The following is a 15,054-nucleotide window of genomic DNA, read 5'->3' on the forward strand; positions in this document are numbered from 1 at the left end:
TTTTTCGAACTTTGCCAGGCTATCTGAATTTGCCGCCGACGTTGTCGCCGAGATCTCTTGCCGAGACCGGGGACAAGACTTGATCCGGCTTCCCCAGGAGAAGATCGCGCGTTGAAAGCTCGACAGCGCCCGTCGCCGTCCCGGTCGCCGGCACGCGCCTCTCTGTTGGCAGCGGAAGCCGTTGCCATGCCAGACGCGGCGGTTTTTCGACGAAGGCACCAGGTTCGTTGACGGTGCGGTCGCGAACGCGGGTGATGATCGATTCGATCGCGAGCGCGCGGCCCTCTTCGTGATAGAAATTGCCCTTGATCTGTACCGTGCCGGCCAATGCCTTGATGAAAGCGCGCAGCAGGTTCGCGTCAAGCGGCTCGGGGTCAGACCAGAACGAGTCGATCCCGCCCTGATGGGTCAACCCGGGCATGTCGTAAACTGCCGCACCGAGCGCAATCGTCGGAAGACCGGCTCTCAGGCTGTGCATCGCCGTCGTGGAGTTGGCAACGATCGTCCCGTGCGAATGCTTTAGGATCGCACCGAGCTCGCCCTTTTCGATAAACACGACCCGGTTTGACACATGATAGCGTGCGGCGATCTTCGACACGACCTTGCGCCAGCCCTCGAGATCGTTGTCTAGTGGATGCTGCTTGACGATCAACCGTGAACTTTCGGGCGCATGCAGCGAGAACGAATGGATAACCTGATCGATCATCTGAGAGAGATGCCGATAAGGAGAGTTTGCTCGGATCTGGTAGTCGCTCTGCAATTGCAGAGCCAAGAGGAAATTCTTGCCGGTTTCGCCGTCGAAAAATCCCTCTGGCAGATCGTGGCGCGAACGGAACATGCGCGGCAGCCACGACAGATAGTCGAACAGCGGATCGTAGTACTTGTCCGAGCGGTAGAAAGGGAACATCGGGCGGCCGAAATATGCCAGGAGATTGTAGATGACCTCGTTTGTCGCCTCCTGTCCGAACGTGTGGCCGTAGCGCGCCTTGAGATCCGGTTCGGGAACCTGCTCGGCAACCTTGCGAATCACGTTCGGATCGTTGGGGAAGTGCGAGAAGCGGCCCATGCCATTGCGTTCGAGCGTGATCCAGTCCGGCCGAAGATAGCCGAACTCGACGGCATGACACTGAATGCCCAACCGACGCGCAACGCGTCCGGCAAAGCGATGGTAGGGCAGCCGGTCGGCATAATAGAGAATGTCGGTGATGCCTTCGCGACGGATGAGTTCAGCCAGATAGCGTGGCCAGGCCCTCAGCGTTCCGCGATAGTTGATCGCTCCGGACTTGCGCCAGTAGGCCTGGTCTCCGAACGAGAAGTTCACACGTTTCGTACCGATCCCCTGCGCTTCGAACGCGTTTGCCAGCTCGCGCCAGAACACGGACGGTGGACCTTGGAGAAACAGGACTTTTGTCATTCGAAGCCAATACCGCTTGATTCGGGATCATGAAATTGAGGGTCGTCTAGCCTGATCGGGGTTCTCCCGACGTAATACACAGCTCCCCGTACGTGAGACGGATGCCAATTCACACAATTACCGTTAAACAGTTCCGGTACTTTCACGAAGGCACCACCGTCGTCAATGGCGCCTTTTACGCACGAAGCATATCCCAAGGTTACGTCGCCATGCATCAACGCCGATTCCTGCTGCTTCAAGGACCCGCCTCGCCGTTTCTCAAGAAGCTCGCGGAAGCCATTGAAAACAAAGGCGCGGAGGTATCGAAGATCAACCTATCCATAGGTGATGTGGCGTTTTGGTGGCCGCGCAAAAGCGAACTGTTTCGCGAAAAGGCTGAACATTGGGCAGTGTATCTCGATCGCTACATAAGCGATCACAATGTAACCGATATCGTCATGCTTGGTGATGGTCGTGCGCCGCATCACAGCGCGGCTGCCGTTGCGTCAGCCAGAGGCGTTGACGTCCATATTCTCGAACACGGGTATCTGCGGCCCGACTGGCTGACGATAGAGCCGGATGGCATGTCGGCACATTCTCGCTTCCCGCAGGATGCGGAGCGTATCCGCATGATCGCGGAAAGCGCACCGGCCATTGACGGGGTCGGACGCTACCGCTCCAGCTTCTTGACCTACGCGCTCTACGATCTTGTCTATCACGTTCCCAATGTTCTCTTGGGATGGCTCGTTCATCCCCACTACCGGACCCATGGGCCCGTGCATCCGGTTAGGGAATATGCCGGCTGGATCTGGAAGGCGCTGAGGATGAAATCTCGGCGACGGAACGCCGATCTCGCGACCACAGCCGCCCTCACCCCGATTCAGACGGCGGATGGCGTGCGCTTGCCTCGGGTCTTCCTGTTTCCATTGCAGCTTCCTGGGGATTACCAGATCATCCGTCACGCCCCCGGCGGCGACCTCTTCGCCATCGTCGATTCGGTGATTGCTTCTTTCGCAAAGCACGCAGGCAGTAACGACCGCCTGCTGTTCAAGGTCCATCCGATCGACAATGGACTGTCGCGCTGGCCCGAGCGCATCCGGGCCGCCTCAAACCGCCACGGAATATCGGACCGTGTCTTCTATGCGGATGGGGGCGACACCGACGACCTTATCACCCGCGCGGCCGGCGTCGTCACAGTCAACTCGACCGTCGGACTGACCGCGCTATCGATGGCAAAGCCGGTAGTTGCGCTGGGCGCTGCGGTATACGACATCCCCGGGCTGACGTTCCAAGGGCCACTCGCGGAGTTCTGGACGAATCCGGGACGGCCGGACATGGAACTGTTCGACGCCTTCCAGCGGGCGCTTGCCGCGACGACGCAGGTCCGCGGCGGTTTCATCGGGAGAGACGCGATTGAAGCAGGCGCCGAGAATGTTGCAGCACGGCTGATGGAGCCTGCGCCACGCCTGCCGAAGAGCTGGGCCAAGCCAGGCGGCAGCACGCAGTTCCGCTATATGAATGAACTCTTTGGCTGAACGGCGTACGCGCTTCCTGCGGACGTCTCCTGACCGATTTCAACACGCTGTAACGAAAAAGGCCCCGCGGTTTCCCGCGAGGCCTTTTTCAAGTGGTTGATCTATCGATTACTCGATGATCGAGGCAACGATGCCGGCGCCGACAGTACGACCGCCTTCGCGGATCGCGAAGCGCAGCTTTTCTTCCATCGCGATCGGAACGATCAGCTCGACTTCAACGGTGACGTTGTCGCCTGGCATAACCATTTCCGTGCCTTCAGGAAGCGAAACGATACCGGTCACGTCCGTTGTACGGAAGTAGAACTGAGGACGGTAGTTCGTGAAGAACGGCGTATGACGGCCACCTTCTTCCTTCGTCAGGATGTAGGCTTCTGCCATGAACTTCTTGTGCGGCTTGACCGAACCAGGCTTGCACAGGATCTGGCCACGCTCGACGCCGTCACGCTGTACGCCACGGATCAGAGCGCCGATGTTGTCGCCGGCCTGGCCCTGGTCGAGCAGCTTGCGGAACATTTCAACGCCGGTAACAGTCGTCTTGGTCGTGGCGCGGATGCCGACGATTTCGACTTCTTCACCAACCTTGACGATGCCACGCTCGACGCGACCGGTCACAACCGTACCACGGCCCGAGATCGAGAACACGTCTTCGATCGGCAGCAGGAACGGCTGGTCGATCGGACGCTCAGGCGTCGGGATGTAGGCGTCAACAGCTGCCATCAGTTCGCGAACGGCGTCTTCGCCGATCTTCTTGTTCGAATCTTCAAGAGCGGCCAGAGCCGAACCCTTGACGATCGGAATGTCGTCGCCCGGGAAGTCGTAGGACGACAGAAGTTCGCGGACTTCCAGTTCGACGAGCTCGAGGAGCTCTTCGTCGTCGACCTGGTCAACCTTGTTGAGGAACACGACGATCGCGGGAACGCCAACCTGACGAGCAAGCAGGATGTGCTCGCGGGTCTGTGGCATCGGGCCGTCGGCAGCCGAGCAAACCAGGATCGCGCCGTCCATCTGCGCTGCACCGGTGATCATGTTCTTGACGTAGTCGGCGTGGCCGGGGCAGTCGACGTGTGCGTAGTGGCGGTTTGGCGTCTCGTATTCGACGTGTGCCGTCGAAATGGTGATGCCGCGGGCCTTCTCTTCAGGAGCAGCGTCGATCTGGTCGTAGGCCTTGAATTCGCCGAAGTACTTCGTGATCGCCGCAGTCAGCGACGTCTTGCCGTGGTCGACGTGACCGATCGTGCCAATGTTGACGTGAGGCTTATTGCGCTCAAACTTGCTCTTTGCCATTGAATGCTTCCTGTGAACATAAGAGGTTGACCCGGCGACCGGGTTTGGTGTCGCCGTTTAAGGCTTTCCCAAGGATTGCGCAAGACATAATTACGCCGCCGCCCCGTACAAGGGGCAGGCCGAAAGATGGCGCTCTATCTGCCTGTATTTCAAGGCCTCGGCGTGTCGCCCTCCCCGTCTGCCGGAAGTATGGCCGCCGCAGAGATGGTGATGGCCTGATACGTAATCCTGACGTCCGATCCGGTTTTTGCGCGTGCCGCACGTGATCAACACGAGCACAAATCGACGCGATGTTTGAATGGATCAAACCGGTCGAAAATAGAAATCATTTGTCCGGGATATTGGAGCGGGTAGCGGGAATCGAACCCGCGTATTCAGCTTGGAAGGCTGCTGCTCTACCATTGAGCTATACCCGCGGGGGTGGTCCGATCTCGAAGACGAATGGTGGAGAGAGTTGGATTTGAACCAACGTAGGCGTAGCCAACGGATTTACAGTCCGTCCCCTTTAACCACTCGGGCATCTCTCCATTCGTCTGGATCGTTAGACCAAGTCTGCTGACCGTCAGGCTTGCCGCCCCTCGGTCTGCGCCGCGTATATGACGGCCTCATGTCCGTCTGTCAACACGACCTCTTTGAAAAAAGGAGGAAAAAATTGGATATCGTCATGCCATCCGACGAAGGCTCGAGCGGAGGGCTTTGCCGAAACCGCGCTCGTCGATATAAGGCAGCATGAGCACAAAAGATCCTAAAGACAAAACCGCCCGCGACACCCATTACGCGACGCTTCGCCGGAATGTTCGCGATACCAAGCGCGAACGCGGCGAGATCCCGACGCCGCAGCAGGGCCGCGTCAAATCCAACAAGGGCGCCAAGGATTGGACGCCACCGCAGCTGCAGCCGGAACAGGTGCTGCTCTATGGTCTCCATACGGTTCGGGCTGCGATCCAGAACCCGGAGCGCAAGCTGATCAAGCTTTCGGTGACACAGAACGCCTTTATGCGACTGGAGATCGGCGAATCGAGCGAGCTGTCTTTTCCCGTCGAGTTCGTCTCGCCGCAGGATATCGATAAGGTGCTGGGTCCCGAGGCGATCCACCAGGGCGTGATGCTGGAAACGCGGCCCCTGCCCGTACGCCGGCTTGAAGCCCTTAAAGAGAGCCCGCTTCTCCTGGTACTCGACCAGGTAACGGATCCCCATAACGTCGGTGCCGTCATGCGATCGGCCGTAGCGTTCGGCGCAGGCGCTCTCATCACCACCCAGAGACATAGCCCGACCGAGTCAGGCGTGCTGGCAAAATCCGCGTCCGGCGCACTGGAACTCATCCCGTATATCCAGATCACCAACCTCGCCGACGCGCTGGAATCGATCCACAAGCTTGGTTTCCAGACGATCGGGCTTGATTCGGAAGGTCCTGCCCCGCTGGAAGGCACGTTCTCCGGTGAGCGGATTGCTTTGGTCCTCGGATCCGAGGGCAAGGGCTTGCGCCAGAAGACCCGCGAAACGGTGAATGCGTTGGCCCGGCTCGACATGCCCGGCGAGATCAAGTCGCTCAACGTCTCGAATGCCGCAGCGATTGCGCTTTACGCGACAAGGCAGCATCTCCTGAAGATCTCCTGAAATCACATCAGCGGCCTGACGAAAACCGTCGGGCCGCTGCGCTCCATCCTGGCGCAAGCTTTATATGAGTATTTCCTAATTATCTTAAATGGGAGAGCTTGGATGGATCGCGGGACCTGGAAGCAACCTGTCATCCTGGAAATCTTCGGCCAACCGGGGCCGATCATCGTGCAAGGCACGCTGGATGCCGCTCTTATGCTGCTCAGCGGATGGCCGGCCGCACGCACAGAAGCGCATATGGCGGCGGTGATGGCGTGCCGCGACGTGCTGACGGGCCGAAGCGTCGCGGCCCTTGCCCGCGCCGATTTCATTGAGGCCGCACTCGAGGCCGGCTTTCATGTTCAACCGCAAACCTTTCTTGCCGATATCGATGCCGAACCAATCAAAGACGTCCCGGCCTCACTTGCGACCCTGCCGGTCTCGCCGGACCGCCTCGCCCCCCTCGCACCGTTCCGGCGCCGCCTCAGTGAGTCGCCCCGCTTACGCGGGCTTACCCTTGCTTATACCGAGCCCGATGCTGGCGAACTGGATTCACTCCCGTCATATCACCACCCGGTGATTAGCTGGAGCGAGCCGAACTCCGCGGCATCGGGCGCTGGGCCGGCCAGCCCACACACACCCTGCATGCGCGAATTATTGGCAGAGCTCTCCCGGACGATCGGCATGATTGCACGGCTCGGCGCCCGACGCGCCGCGGGCGTGCTGCGGCCCCAGCTTTGCCACGGAGCATCGGATCTTCCGGCCGCGGCGGATGCGAACCTTGGCAATTCCTGGGCCGTCGGTCGTCAGCAACCAATGGCATAGGCACGGTGATGCAGAGGCGAGACGAGCTTGCGCTGCTGGAGGCAAGGCAGTAGATCGTCTTCATGATGAGTATGCTTTCCATATTCGAGACGATCGCGCTCGATGCAGGCCGCACGATTCTTGAGATCCGTGGCCGTGGCGCTCATACCCACTACAAGCCGGACCACTCGCCGGTGACGGAGGCCGACGAAGCCGCGGAAGCGATCATTCTCGAAGCGCTTGCGCAGCATTGGCCGGCGATCCCCGCGGTTGCAGAAGAAGCCGTCGCCGCCGGGCAGATCCCGGATATTTCCGGTGGTCGTTTCTTTCTGATCGACCCGCTCGACGGCACACGTGAATTCATCAACGGCCGCGATGACTTCACCGTCAATATTGCGCTGATCGAAAACGCCCTTCCGACTGTCGGTATCGTGTATGCTCCGGCGCTGAACGTCGGCTATGGCGGCGCACAGAACCAAGCGTCCAAGCTCTCGATCGCCCCCGATTTTACCATCGAAAACCGTCAGGCGATCCGTGCCCGCGTCATGCCACGGCGACCCATCGCCTGTGCCAGCCGGTCCCACCGAACTGTCGAAACGGATGATTTCCTGGCGCAATACGGCGACCTCGAAACCCTTTCCGTCGGTTCATCGCTGAAATTCGGTCTGCTGGCGGAAGGTGCCGCCGACATTTATCCGCGGTTCGGCCGGACGATGGAATGGGACACGGCAGCAGGAGATGCGGTCCTGCGTGCCGCCGGTGGCAAGACCTGCGCTATCGACGGACAGCCGCTCCGGTACGGCAAGGTCGGTCGATCGGATGAGACTGATTTCGCCAATGGCGACTTCATCGCGACCGGCGCATCGGTCGAAGTCCTGTAGTTTTCCAAATTCTCTCGACCACGAAAAAAGGCGCCTCCTTTCAGAAGCGCCTTCCTAAGACAGCTCGATATCTCAGAGGAAGAAATCGCTGTCGTACATTTTGGTCTGGCCCGCGATCTTGATCTGGAAGTCGGCATAACCGTCGCCGTTCACATCGCCTGAGACGATGCCGCCGCTAAAGCGCAACTCGCCCGCCTCGCCCGAAAAGCCTTTCGAACCGATGAAATCGAAGGACTGATTGCCGCCGAAGGTCGTATCCGCATCGATCGACCGGAGATCGATATAATCGTCTTCTGCGCGGCTGAAGTCCTGGATGATGTCGCGGCTGCTGTTTGCCTTGGAGTCTGCGATCGAGGTGAACACGAATGTATCGGCGCCCGATCCACCATAGAGATGGTCGTTGCCGGATCCGCCGTAAAGCTTGTCGTTGCCGCTTCCACCGTAGAGGTCGTCGTTACCGGCGCCGCCGTAGAGCGTGTCATTACCGCCCTTGCCGTCGATCAAGTCGTTTCCATCATCGCCCCAAAGCTTGTTTGCGCCGGATGAGCCGTAGATCTTGTCGCTCGCACCGGTCCCGATGGCATTCTCGATGCTGACGAGCGTCTCTTTGTAACTGGTTCCAAGCGTCTGCGCCGAGCCCTTGCCGAGATCGATGGCGACGCCGAGACCGGCCAGATCATCATCCTCGTCCTGCGTCTCATAGCTGATCGTATCGGTCCCCGAGCCACCGTTGAAATAGTTGCGATAGCCGACCGAGAAGAAGGCGTCATTGCCCGTCTCGCCGTAATAGTCGCTGTGATAGGTGGAGACTTCGAAAGAGTCGTTGCCGCTGCCGGCATAGACGACATCATAGAGCTTGCTCGACGTCGAAAATCCTGTTGCGACGTAGCTGTCGTTGCCGGAGCCGAGATCGATCTTGTTGCCGCCTTCGAAGGAATTTTGCACCAAATCGTCGTCAGCGCCTGCATAGACCGTGTTGAAACCACCGTATTTGCCGACGAGGTTGAGGAAGATCCGGTCGTCGCCGCCATAGGTGTAGACGGTGAGATCAGAATCGTAATCATCCTGGTAGACGGTGTTGTCGTAATCGTTGCCGTAGAATGTGGGCATCCGTTTCCTCCGGTCCGCTCCTGGCATGAGAATCGCCGCGGATTGCTGTGCTTATGCTAGACTACGAATCCTGACGGAATCCGTAATATCCCGTTGTCTGCCATTCAGGTTCGTTAACGCGCAATGGCCGCCTTCGTCATCCCCTCGCTTCGACGCTTTATCTCAATCAGATGAAGTACCACGTTGAAAAATCTTTGCGGAACCTCTTTGATTTCCATGGGTTGGTAGGGCTCACAGGAGATACCGACCATGAAAAAAACAATTCTCACCGCAGCATTTCTCACGACCGCAACCGCAGCCTTCGCGCAGTCGGCTGCAGAAAGCACGGGCGCAAACTCGGTTCTGGGTCGCGCTCCGACCACCGCAGACTTTATCATGCAGGCGTCTGCGAGCGGTATGTACGAGATCGAGTCGAGCAAGCTCGCACTGACCAAGGGCGACGACGCCACCAAGAAATTTGCGCAGCAGATGATTACAGACCATGAAAAGGCTTCTGCCGAACTCAAGGCGCTGATCGACAGCGGCAAGGTCCAGGGCAATCCTGTCACGGCATTGACCGAAGATGACAAGGAAGATGTCGACGAGCTGGCAAAGCTTGAAGGCGCCGATTTCATCGAGGAATATTTCGACGATCAGGTCGAAGCACATGAAGACGCGGTAGACCTCTTCAAGCGCTACGCTGAAGAAGGTGAAAATGCCGATCTGAAGGCCTTTGCCGCGAAGACACTTCCGGCCCTCGAGCATCACTACAAGATGGCACAGGATATGGATAAGTAAGAACTACCCCTTCCACAACTGCCATACTCTAAAGAGACAGCCGCCCGATTCGTCGAGGCGGCTTTTTCTGTTGCTTCGCCCTCATACCCGACGCCCGGGAGGTCGTTGGAAGCATACTGAGCAGCGAACCGTCAAACGGATGGTTTTGAAAACGCGAGATAGCGACGCACGAAGGATGCATTGACGTTTCCGTCAGGCCTCAACCGCTGCGTCACGCTTCTTCTTGCCGTCCAATAACTGAGCGAAGAGTTCGGCCTGTCTTTCGGTTGCTGCTCGGATCGCATTGAGCTGCAAAAGCATGCTGCCAAACGCTGCGACGAGCACAGAGCCGATGAAGGCGGGTGCCGCCCAAGGCAGTGCTGCCAAGAGCGCGAGCAGGGCATAGGACCCCTGCCCGGCGCTGGCCATCAGCGCCACGAGGGCGCAGACCACCAGAACGATCCCGATCCAGCCAATCCACATCAAGACTTTTCCCATCAGTCTCCCCTTAAATTTAAGAGATCCTGACAGAGCGCATTCGATGTTGCAAGGATTGGCCGGCACGAGAAGAGATGCCGGAAAGACAACGGAGCGACGTGCGTCACACCCTGCTCTCCTCAGCCCGAGAAAAGCATGATCAACCGATCAAAATGAATGGGATAGAAGTGGTGCCCCCGACAAGGTTCGAACTCGTGACCCCCTGATTACAAATCAGGTGCTCTACCAACTGAGCTACAAGGGCACTTCTGGGGGTGGAATTACCAGATTCTGATTTCGTGTAAAGCGAAAATTCCGTTGATCGCGATAAACACTTTCGAGAAACGAGATACTCGTGGTCTACCCGCAGCCGGAATGGCTGACGAAGTACCGACGCTGCACGGAAGCGGCTTGTTCGTCCTGTCGTTTCTCCTATAGCTACCTGCTGGAAGCCGTATGTTGACGATGCGGTGTTTCAGACCTGTATCCCTGGGCGCATGTCCGCGTCACACCAAAGGCCTTCCCATGTCGATCGCGACCGAAAAGCTCGCTTTCATCGCCTCAACGGCACCCGATGCCGAGGCAGCGTTTGACGAGCTGACCCGGCTTTACGGAAACGTTCCCCTGGTGGAGGCCGACGTGGTCGTGGCCTTGGGTGGTGACGGGCTCATGCTGCAAACGCTGCACGAGACCATGCATATCGGCAAAAGGGTCTACGGCATGAACCGCGGCTCGGTCGGCTTTCTGATGAACGATTTCGAAACGGTCGATCTTCCCGACCGAATCGCGCGTGCCGTCGAAAACGAGTTTCACCCGCTAAAGATGACGGCGACCGATGCCTGGGGTGCGATATCCCACTCGCTCGCGATCAACGAGGTCTACCTGTTCCGCCAATCCTATCAGGCCGCGAAGCTGAAGGTGGTGGTCGATGGGCACACAAGGCTGGAGGAACTGATCTGCGACGGCCTGATGGTCGCGACGCCTGCCGGCTCCACCGCCTACAATCTGTCGGCGCACGGGCCGATCCTGCCGCTGGAGGCGCCGCTTCTGGCGATGACGCCCGTCAGTGCGTTTCGTCCGCGTCGCTGGCGCGGAGCGCTTTTGCCAAACCGTGTCTGCGTCGACATCGAGATTCTCGAGCCGGAAAAGCGACCGGTCAACGCGGTCGCCGACAATACCGAGGTGAAATCCGTCATCCATATCCGCATCGCGCAATCGACTGAACTGACGGCACGGCTTCTATCGGATTCCGACCATTCCTGGTCTGACCGGATCTTGGCCGAGCAGTTCAACGACTGACGACCACCCCATGAAACGCAAACGGCCGGATCGCGAGATCCGGCCGTTTGTGATTCGTGATGCGTCCAAACCTTACTCGGCGTCGGCGCCAAGATCGGGCTTGCCGCTGATGCGGTGTGCAAGGGCAGCTTCCATGAACTCGTTGAGTTCGCCGTCGAGAACGTCGCTGGGTGCCGTGCTTTCGACACCGGTGCGCAGGTCCTTCACGAGCTGGTATGGCTGCAGAACGTAGGAGCGGATCTGGTGGCCCCAGCCGATGTCGCTCTTCGAAGCGGCTTCCGCATTGGCGGCCGCTTCGCGCTTCATCAGTTCCGCTTCGTACATACGGGCGCGTAGCATGTCCCACGCCTTGGCGCGGTTCTTGTGCTGCGAGCGTTCCTGCTGGCAGGCGACGACGATACCGGACGGAATGTGCGTGATACGCACGGCCGAGTCGGTGGTGTTGACGTGCTGCCCGCCGGCACCCGACGAACGATAGGTGTCGATGCGGCAATCGCTCTCGTTGATCTCGATGTTGATCGAGTCGTCGACCACAGGATAGACCCAGATCGACGAGAACGACGTGTGGCGGCGTGCCGCGCTGTCGTAGGGCGAAATGCGCACCAGGCGATGGACGCCCGACTCGGTCTTCAACCACCCGAAGGCATTGTGTCCCTTGACGAGAATGGTCGCGGACTTGATGCCGGCCTCTTCGCCATCGTGCACTTCCAAGAGCTCGACCTTGTAGCCCTGGCGCTCGGCCCAGCGGGTGTACATGCGCAGCAGAATGTTCGCCCAGTCCTGGCTTTCCGTGCCACCGGCACCGGAATGCACTTCGACATAGGTATCGTTGCTGTCTGCCTCGCCCGAAAGCATCGCTTCCACCTGCCGGCGGTTGGCTTCAGTGCGCAACGTCTTCAGCGCTTCCTCGGCCTCTTTAACGATCGAGTCGTCGCCCTCGTCTTCCCCCATCGCGATGAGTTCGACATTGTCGTTGAGCTGCTGATCGAGCGCTCGCACGCCGTTGATGCTGTCATCCAGCTGCTGACGCTCGCGCATCAGCTTCTGCGCTTCGGAGGCGTCGTTCCAGAGGTTTGGATCCTCTGCCTTGTTGTTCAACCAGTCCAGTCGTCTTACCGCCTGATCCCAGTCAAAGATGCCTCCTCAGCAGGCTTATGGCCTGCTTGATTTCGTCGGTTACGTTGATGATTTCCGCGCGCATGGCGTAATGCTTCTCTCGTCTTTTCGTTGTTGACCGAAGTTGCGGTGGACATAGTTGCGCCGGCCCCGGAAGTAAACCCCGGGCCGGCGCGACGATGTCCCAGAGGACGGCAGTATGAGGATCAAAACAGGCCGGAGGCACCGGACGTGATGGCCTGCTGTGCCTGTGGCGAGGAGTCCAGGATCTGGTCCTGCGTCATGTATTCGCCGCCACCGATGACCTGGAAGACATCGGCCGGGCCGGTGCCGGGCTTGAAGGCTTCGGTGATCGTATCCGGCTCGCCTTCCATGGCCATCATGCCCGTCTTGCGGTTGACAGCGACGAACTGCATGCCTTCCGGCACCAGGAATTTTTCAGCCGGCATATGCTTTGCCGCCGCTTCGATGAACTGACCGAAGATGGGCGCTGCAAGTCCGCCCCCCGTGCTGCCGCGTCCGAGCGGAGCCGGTGTGTCGAAGCCGATATAAAGGCCGGCCACGATGTTCGGCGTGAAGCCGACGAACCAGGCGTCCTTCTCGTCATTGGTCGTTCCGGTCTTTCCGGCGACCGGGCGGTCGGTCAGATGGATCTTGCCGGCCGCGCTGCCGCGCTGCACGACGCCTTCCATCATCGAGGTGATCTGGTAGGCGGTCATCGGATCGAGAACCTGCTCGCGGTTGTCGGCCAGAACCGGCTCTTCCTGGTTCGCCCAACTGTTGGCATTGCAGCCTTCGCAGGTGCGCTCTTCATGGCGGAAAATGGTCTTGCCGTAACGATCCTGGATGCGGTCGATCACGGTCGGCTTGATCTGCTTGCCGCCGTTGGCGATGACCGCATAGGCGGATACCATCCGCATCACGGTCGTTTCGCCGGAACCGAGCGACATGGCCAGAACAGGCAGCATCTTGTCGTAGATGCCGAAGCGTTCGGCATATTCGGCGACCAGTTCCATGCCCATGTCCTGCGCCAGACGGACAGTCATCTGGTTTCGCGACTTTTCGATGCCGGTGCGCAGCGTTGCCGGGCCGTTGCCGTCCTTGTCGCCGTAGTTCGACGGGCGCCAGACCTGGCCTCCGGTGACGATCTCGATCGGCGCGTCAAGCACAACCGATGCCGGGGTGTAGCCGTTGTCGAGCGCTGCAGAATAGACGAAGGGCTTGAATGACGAACCTGGCTGACGCATCGCCTGGGTGGCGCGGTTGAACTCCGACTGTGCGTAGGAGAAGCCGCCGACCATGGCGAGAACGCGGCCGGTATTCGGGTCCATCGCGACAAAGCCGCCCTGGACCTTCGGAGGCTGACGCAGCCGAAAGGTCTTGGCTTCTTCATTGATCGGCTCGACATAGACGACGTCGCCCGGGCTCAGCACGCCATCGGGACCTTTCGCCGTCCGGCGAGAACCCTTGGCGTCGCGATAGGCCCATTTCATGGCGTCCGCGGGGATCGTTCCCGTCACGCGCTCTTCGGTCACCTTGCCGCCACCATCGGCAGCGGGACGCAGACCGATCTCGGCGGACTTGGCGGACGCGCTGATCACGACGGCAAGCTGCCATTCCGGGACATCGCGCAGGTCAGGCGCCTTGCCGTCGGTGATCGCCTTGGCAAGCGAGACACCCCAATCGGGTGAAATGTCGACCGTGGTCACCGGGCCCTGAAAACCGCGGCGTTCGTCGTAATCAAGAAGCCCGTTCTGCAGCGCGGCGCGCGCAGCAAGCTGAAGCTCGGGATTGATCGAGGTGCGGACGGACAGGCCACCTTCATAGAGCGACTTGTCGCCATACCGGCCAATGATTTGGCGACGGACCTCTTCGGAGAAATAGTCGGACGCGAACAGGTGTGTACCACTCCGGCGCTGCTTGACACCAAGCGGCTGGGTCTTGGCATCGTCGGCGTCCATCTGGGTAATGTAGCCGTTTTCGGCCATGCGATCGACAACCCAGTTGCGGCGATCAAGCGCTGCCTGCTGATGGCGGAACGGATGATAGTTGTTGGGGCCTTTCGGCAGCGCCGCGAGATAGGCTGCTTCCGCCGTCGTCAGTTCCGTCACCGACTTGTCGAAATACGTCAGCGCCGCACCGGCGATGCCATAGGAGTTAAGGCCGAAGAAGATCTCGTTGAGGTAGAGCTCGAGGATCTTGTCCTTCGAGTAGGCCTGTTCGATGCGGAACGACAGGATCGCTTCCTTGACCTTGCGGTCCATCGTCTGGTCTGCCGACAGAAGGAAGTTCTTTGCCACCTGCTGGGTGATCGTAGACGCACCTTCCGGACGACGGCCTGAACCGAAGTTCTGGAGATTGTTCACAACCGCGCGGCCAAGGCCGAAGATATCGACGCCGGGGTGGTTGTAGAAATTCTTGTCTTCAGCAGACAGGAAGGCCGCCTTGACCCGGTCGGGGATAGCCTGGATGGGGAGGAACAAGCGACGCTCGCGCGCATATTCCGTGACCAGTGCACCGTTGCCGGCGTGGACACGCGTGGCAACCGGAGGCTCATAGGCAGCAAGGACCGCATAATCGGGCAAATCCTTGGATACACCATTCAAATAGATGGCAACCGCTGCAGCAACGCCCAGAAAAAGGACGCAGGCCATTCCAAAGAAGTATCCAATCAATCTGATCATGTCGAAGCTACCGTTCGGCTTTCGGGTTGCTGCGCAAGGCGCAACATCGCATGGTTCTCGGCGTTTTGCACGGTGATTACGCCAGCGCAAGGCGTCGAGGATAAAAGGCGCGTTATCCG

12 protein-coding genes and 3 tRNA genes are annotated in these 15,054 nt (G+C 59.3%); 6 read left to right on the forward strand and 9 right to left on the reverse strand.

The genetic code is table 11. From position 1 onward, the window contains the following. Window positions 1-19: 19 nt before the first annotated feature. Entirely contained in the window at window positions 20-1,414 is a 1,395-nt protein-coding gene (locus AC0JZ8_RS16075; RefSeq protein WP_471892939.1) for a capsule biosynthesis protein, read from the reverse strand. A gap of 209 nt (window positions 1,415-1,623) precedes the next feature. Between AC0JZ8_RS16075 and AC0JZ8_RS16080 the strand changes: the two genes are divergently transcribed. Continuing rightward, window positions 1,624-2,928: a capsule biosynthesis protein gene (locus AC0JZ8_RS16080; RefSeq protein ID WP_471892940.1), complete on the forward strand. Its 1,305-nt coding sequence runs from the start codon at window positions 1,624-1,626 to the stop codon at window positions 2,926-2,928. A gap of 108 nt (window positions 2,929-3,036) precedes the next feature. Here AC0JZ8_RS16080 and tuf read toward each other — a convergent pair whose 3' ends face one another. The 3 genes from tuf to AC0JZ8_RS16095 form a co-directional block, all read right to left on the reverse strand. Further along, window positions 3,037-4,212 carry an elongation factor Tu gene (gene tuf / locus AC0JZ8_RS16085; protein ID WP_092662037.1) on the reverse strand — a complete coding sequence of 392 codons (1,176 nt, stop codon included), beginning with the start codon at window positions 4,210-4,212 and terminating at the stop codon, window positions 3,037-3,039. 342 nt (window positions 4,213-4,554) lie between these two features. Next, window positions 4,555-4,628 (reverse strand) — tRNA-Gly (locus tag AC0JZ8_RS16090). Window positions 4,629-4,654: 26 nt separating this feature from the next. Further along, a tRNA-Tyr gene (locus tag AC0JZ8_RS16095) sits at window positions 4,655-4,739 on the reverse strand. A 202-nt stretch (window positions 4,740-4,941) separates the two neighbouring features. Here AC0JZ8_RS16095 and AC0JZ8_RS16100 point away from each other — a divergent pair. From AC0JZ8_RS16100 to cysQ, 3 genes are all read left to right on the forward strand, one after another. Further along, window positions 4,942-5,829: a TrmH family RNA methyltransferase gene (locus AC0JZ8_RS16100; RefSeq protein ID WP_092662035.1), complete on the forward strand. Its 888-nt coding sequence runs from the start codon at window positions 4,942-4,944 to the stop codon at window positions 5,827-5,829. A gap of 102 nt (window positions 5,830-5,931) precedes the next feature. Further along, entirely contained in the window at window positions 5,932-6,633 is a 702-nt protein-coding gene (locus AC0JZ8_RS16105) for a DUF982 domain-containing protein (protein WP_471892941.1), read from the forward strand. 62 nt (window positions 6,634-6,695) lie between these two features. Beyond that, window positions 6,696-7,493, forward strand: a complete 798-nt coding sequence (gene cysQ / locus AC0JZ8_RS16110) for a 3'(2'),5'-bisphosphate nucleotidase CysQ (RefSeq protein ID WP_471892942.1) — start codon at window positions 6,696-6,698, stop codon at window positions 7,491-7,493. Window positions 7,494-7,565: 72 nt separating this feature from the next. On the opposite strand, the gene AC0JZ8_RS16115 is transcribed toward cysQ, so the two are convergent. Then, a complete protein-coding gene (locus tag AC0JZ8_RS16115) occupies window positions 7,566-8,603 on the reverse strand; it encodes a calcium-binding protein (protein WP_062580084.1) in 1,038 nt (345 codons plus the stop codon). A 249-nt stretch (window positions 8,604-8,852) separates the two neighbouring features. Here AC0JZ8_RS16115 and AC0JZ8_RS16120 point away from each other — a divergent pair, with 249 nt between their 5' ends. Further along, complete coding sequence (locus tag AC0JZ8_RS16120; protein ID WP_471892943.1) at window positions 8,853-9,380, forward strand: DUF4142 domain-containing protein; 528 nt, start codon at window positions 8,853-8,855, stop codon at window positions 9,378-9,380. Between the two features lie 192 nt (window positions 9,381-9,572). On the opposite strand, the gene AC0JZ8_RS16125 is transcribed toward AC0JZ8_RS16120, so the two are convergent. Beyond that, window positions 9,573-9,857, reverse strand: a complete 285-nt coding sequence (locus AC0JZ8_RS16125; RefSeq protein ID WP_139283848.1) for a hypothetical protein — start codon at window positions 9,855-9,857, stop codon at window positions 9,573-9,575. A gap of 168 nt (window positions 9,858-10,025) precedes the next feature. Beyond that, window positions 10,026-10,101 (reverse strand) — tRNA-Thr (locus AC0JZ8_RS16130). A 260-nt stretch (window positions 10,102-10,361) separates the two neighbouring features. Here AC0JZ8_RS16130 and AC0JZ8_RS16135 point away from each other — a divergent pair. After that, window positions 10,362-11,135: an NAD kinase gene (locus tag AC0JZ8_RS16135; protein WP_113167071.1), complete on the forward strand. Its 774-nt coding sequence runs from the start codon at window positions 10,362-10,364 to the stop codon at window positions 11,133-11,135. Window positions 11,136-11,207: 72 nt separating this feature from the next. Here the strand turns inward: AC0JZ8_RS16135 and prfB are convergent. Beyond that, a protein-coding gene (gene prfB / locus AC0JZ8_RS16140; protein ID WP_113111005.1) for a peptide chain release factor 2 occupies window positions 11,208-12,336 on the reverse strand; the annotation gives its coding sequence in 2 pieces (ribosomal slippage) (window positions 11,208-12,266 and window positions 12,268-12,336; 1,128 coding nt in all). A 121-nt stretch (window positions 12,337-12,457) separates the two neighbouring features. Further along, window positions 12,458-14,935 carry a penicillin-binding protein 1A gene (locus AC0JZ8_RS16145; RefSeq protein ID WP_062453182.1) on the reverse strand — a complete coding sequence of 826 codons (2,478 nt, stop codon included), beginning with the start codon at window positions 14,933-14,935 and terminating at the stop codon, window positions 12,458-12,460. Window positions 14,936-15,054 lie beyond the last annotated feature (119 nt).

This window comes from Velazquezella soli, assembly GCF_977018685.1.

Excerpts from the sequence above, each read along its gene's own strand:
- AC0JZ8_RS16075 (WP_471892939.1), bottom strand. The coding sequence starts at position 1,414 with ATGACAAAAGTCCTGTTTCTCCAAGGTCCACCGTCCGTGTTCTGGCGC.
- AC0JZ8_RS16080 (WP_471892940.1), top strand. The coding sequence starts at position 1,624 with ATGCATCAACGCCGATTCCTGCTGCTTCAAGGACCCGCCTCGCCGTTT.
- tuf (WP_092662037.1), bottom strand. The coding sequence starts at position 4,212 with ATGGCAAAGAGCAAGTTTGAGCGCAATAAGCCTCACGTCAACATTGGC.
- AC0JZ8_RS16100 (WP_092662035.1), top strand. The coding sequence starts at position 4,942 with ATGAGCACAAAAGATCCTAAAGACAAAACCGCCCGCGACACCCATTAC.
- AC0JZ8_RS16105 (WP_471892941.1), top strand. The coding sequence starts at position 5,932 with ATGGATCGCGGGACCTGGAAGCAACCTGTCATCCTGGAAATCTTCGGC.
- cysQ (WP_471892942.1), top strand. The coding sequence starts at position 6,696 with ATGATGAGTATGCTTTCCATATTCGAGACGATCGCGCTCGATGCAGGC.
- AC0JZ8_RS16115 (WP_062580084.1), bottom strand. The coding sequence starts at position 8,603 with ATGCCCACATTCTACGGCAACGATTACGACAACACCGTCTACCAGGAT.
- AC0JZ8_RS16120 (WP_471892943.1), top strand. The coding sequence starts at position 8,853 with ATGAAAAAAACAATTCTCACCGCAGCATTTCTCACGACCGCAACCGCA.
- AC0JZ8_RS16125 (WP_139283848.1), bottom strand. The coding sequence starts at position 9,857 with ATGGGAAAAGTCTTGATGTGGATTGGCTGGATCGGGATCGTTCTGGTG.
- AC0JZ8_RS16135 (WP_113167071.1), top strand. The coding sequence starts at position 10,362 with ATGTCGATCGCGACCGAAAAGCTCGCTTTCATCGCCTCAACGGCACCC.
- AC0JZ8_RS16145 (WP_062453182.1), bottom strand. The coding sequence starts at position 14,935 with ATGATCAGATTGATTGGATACTTCTTTGGAATGGCCTGCGTCCTTTTT.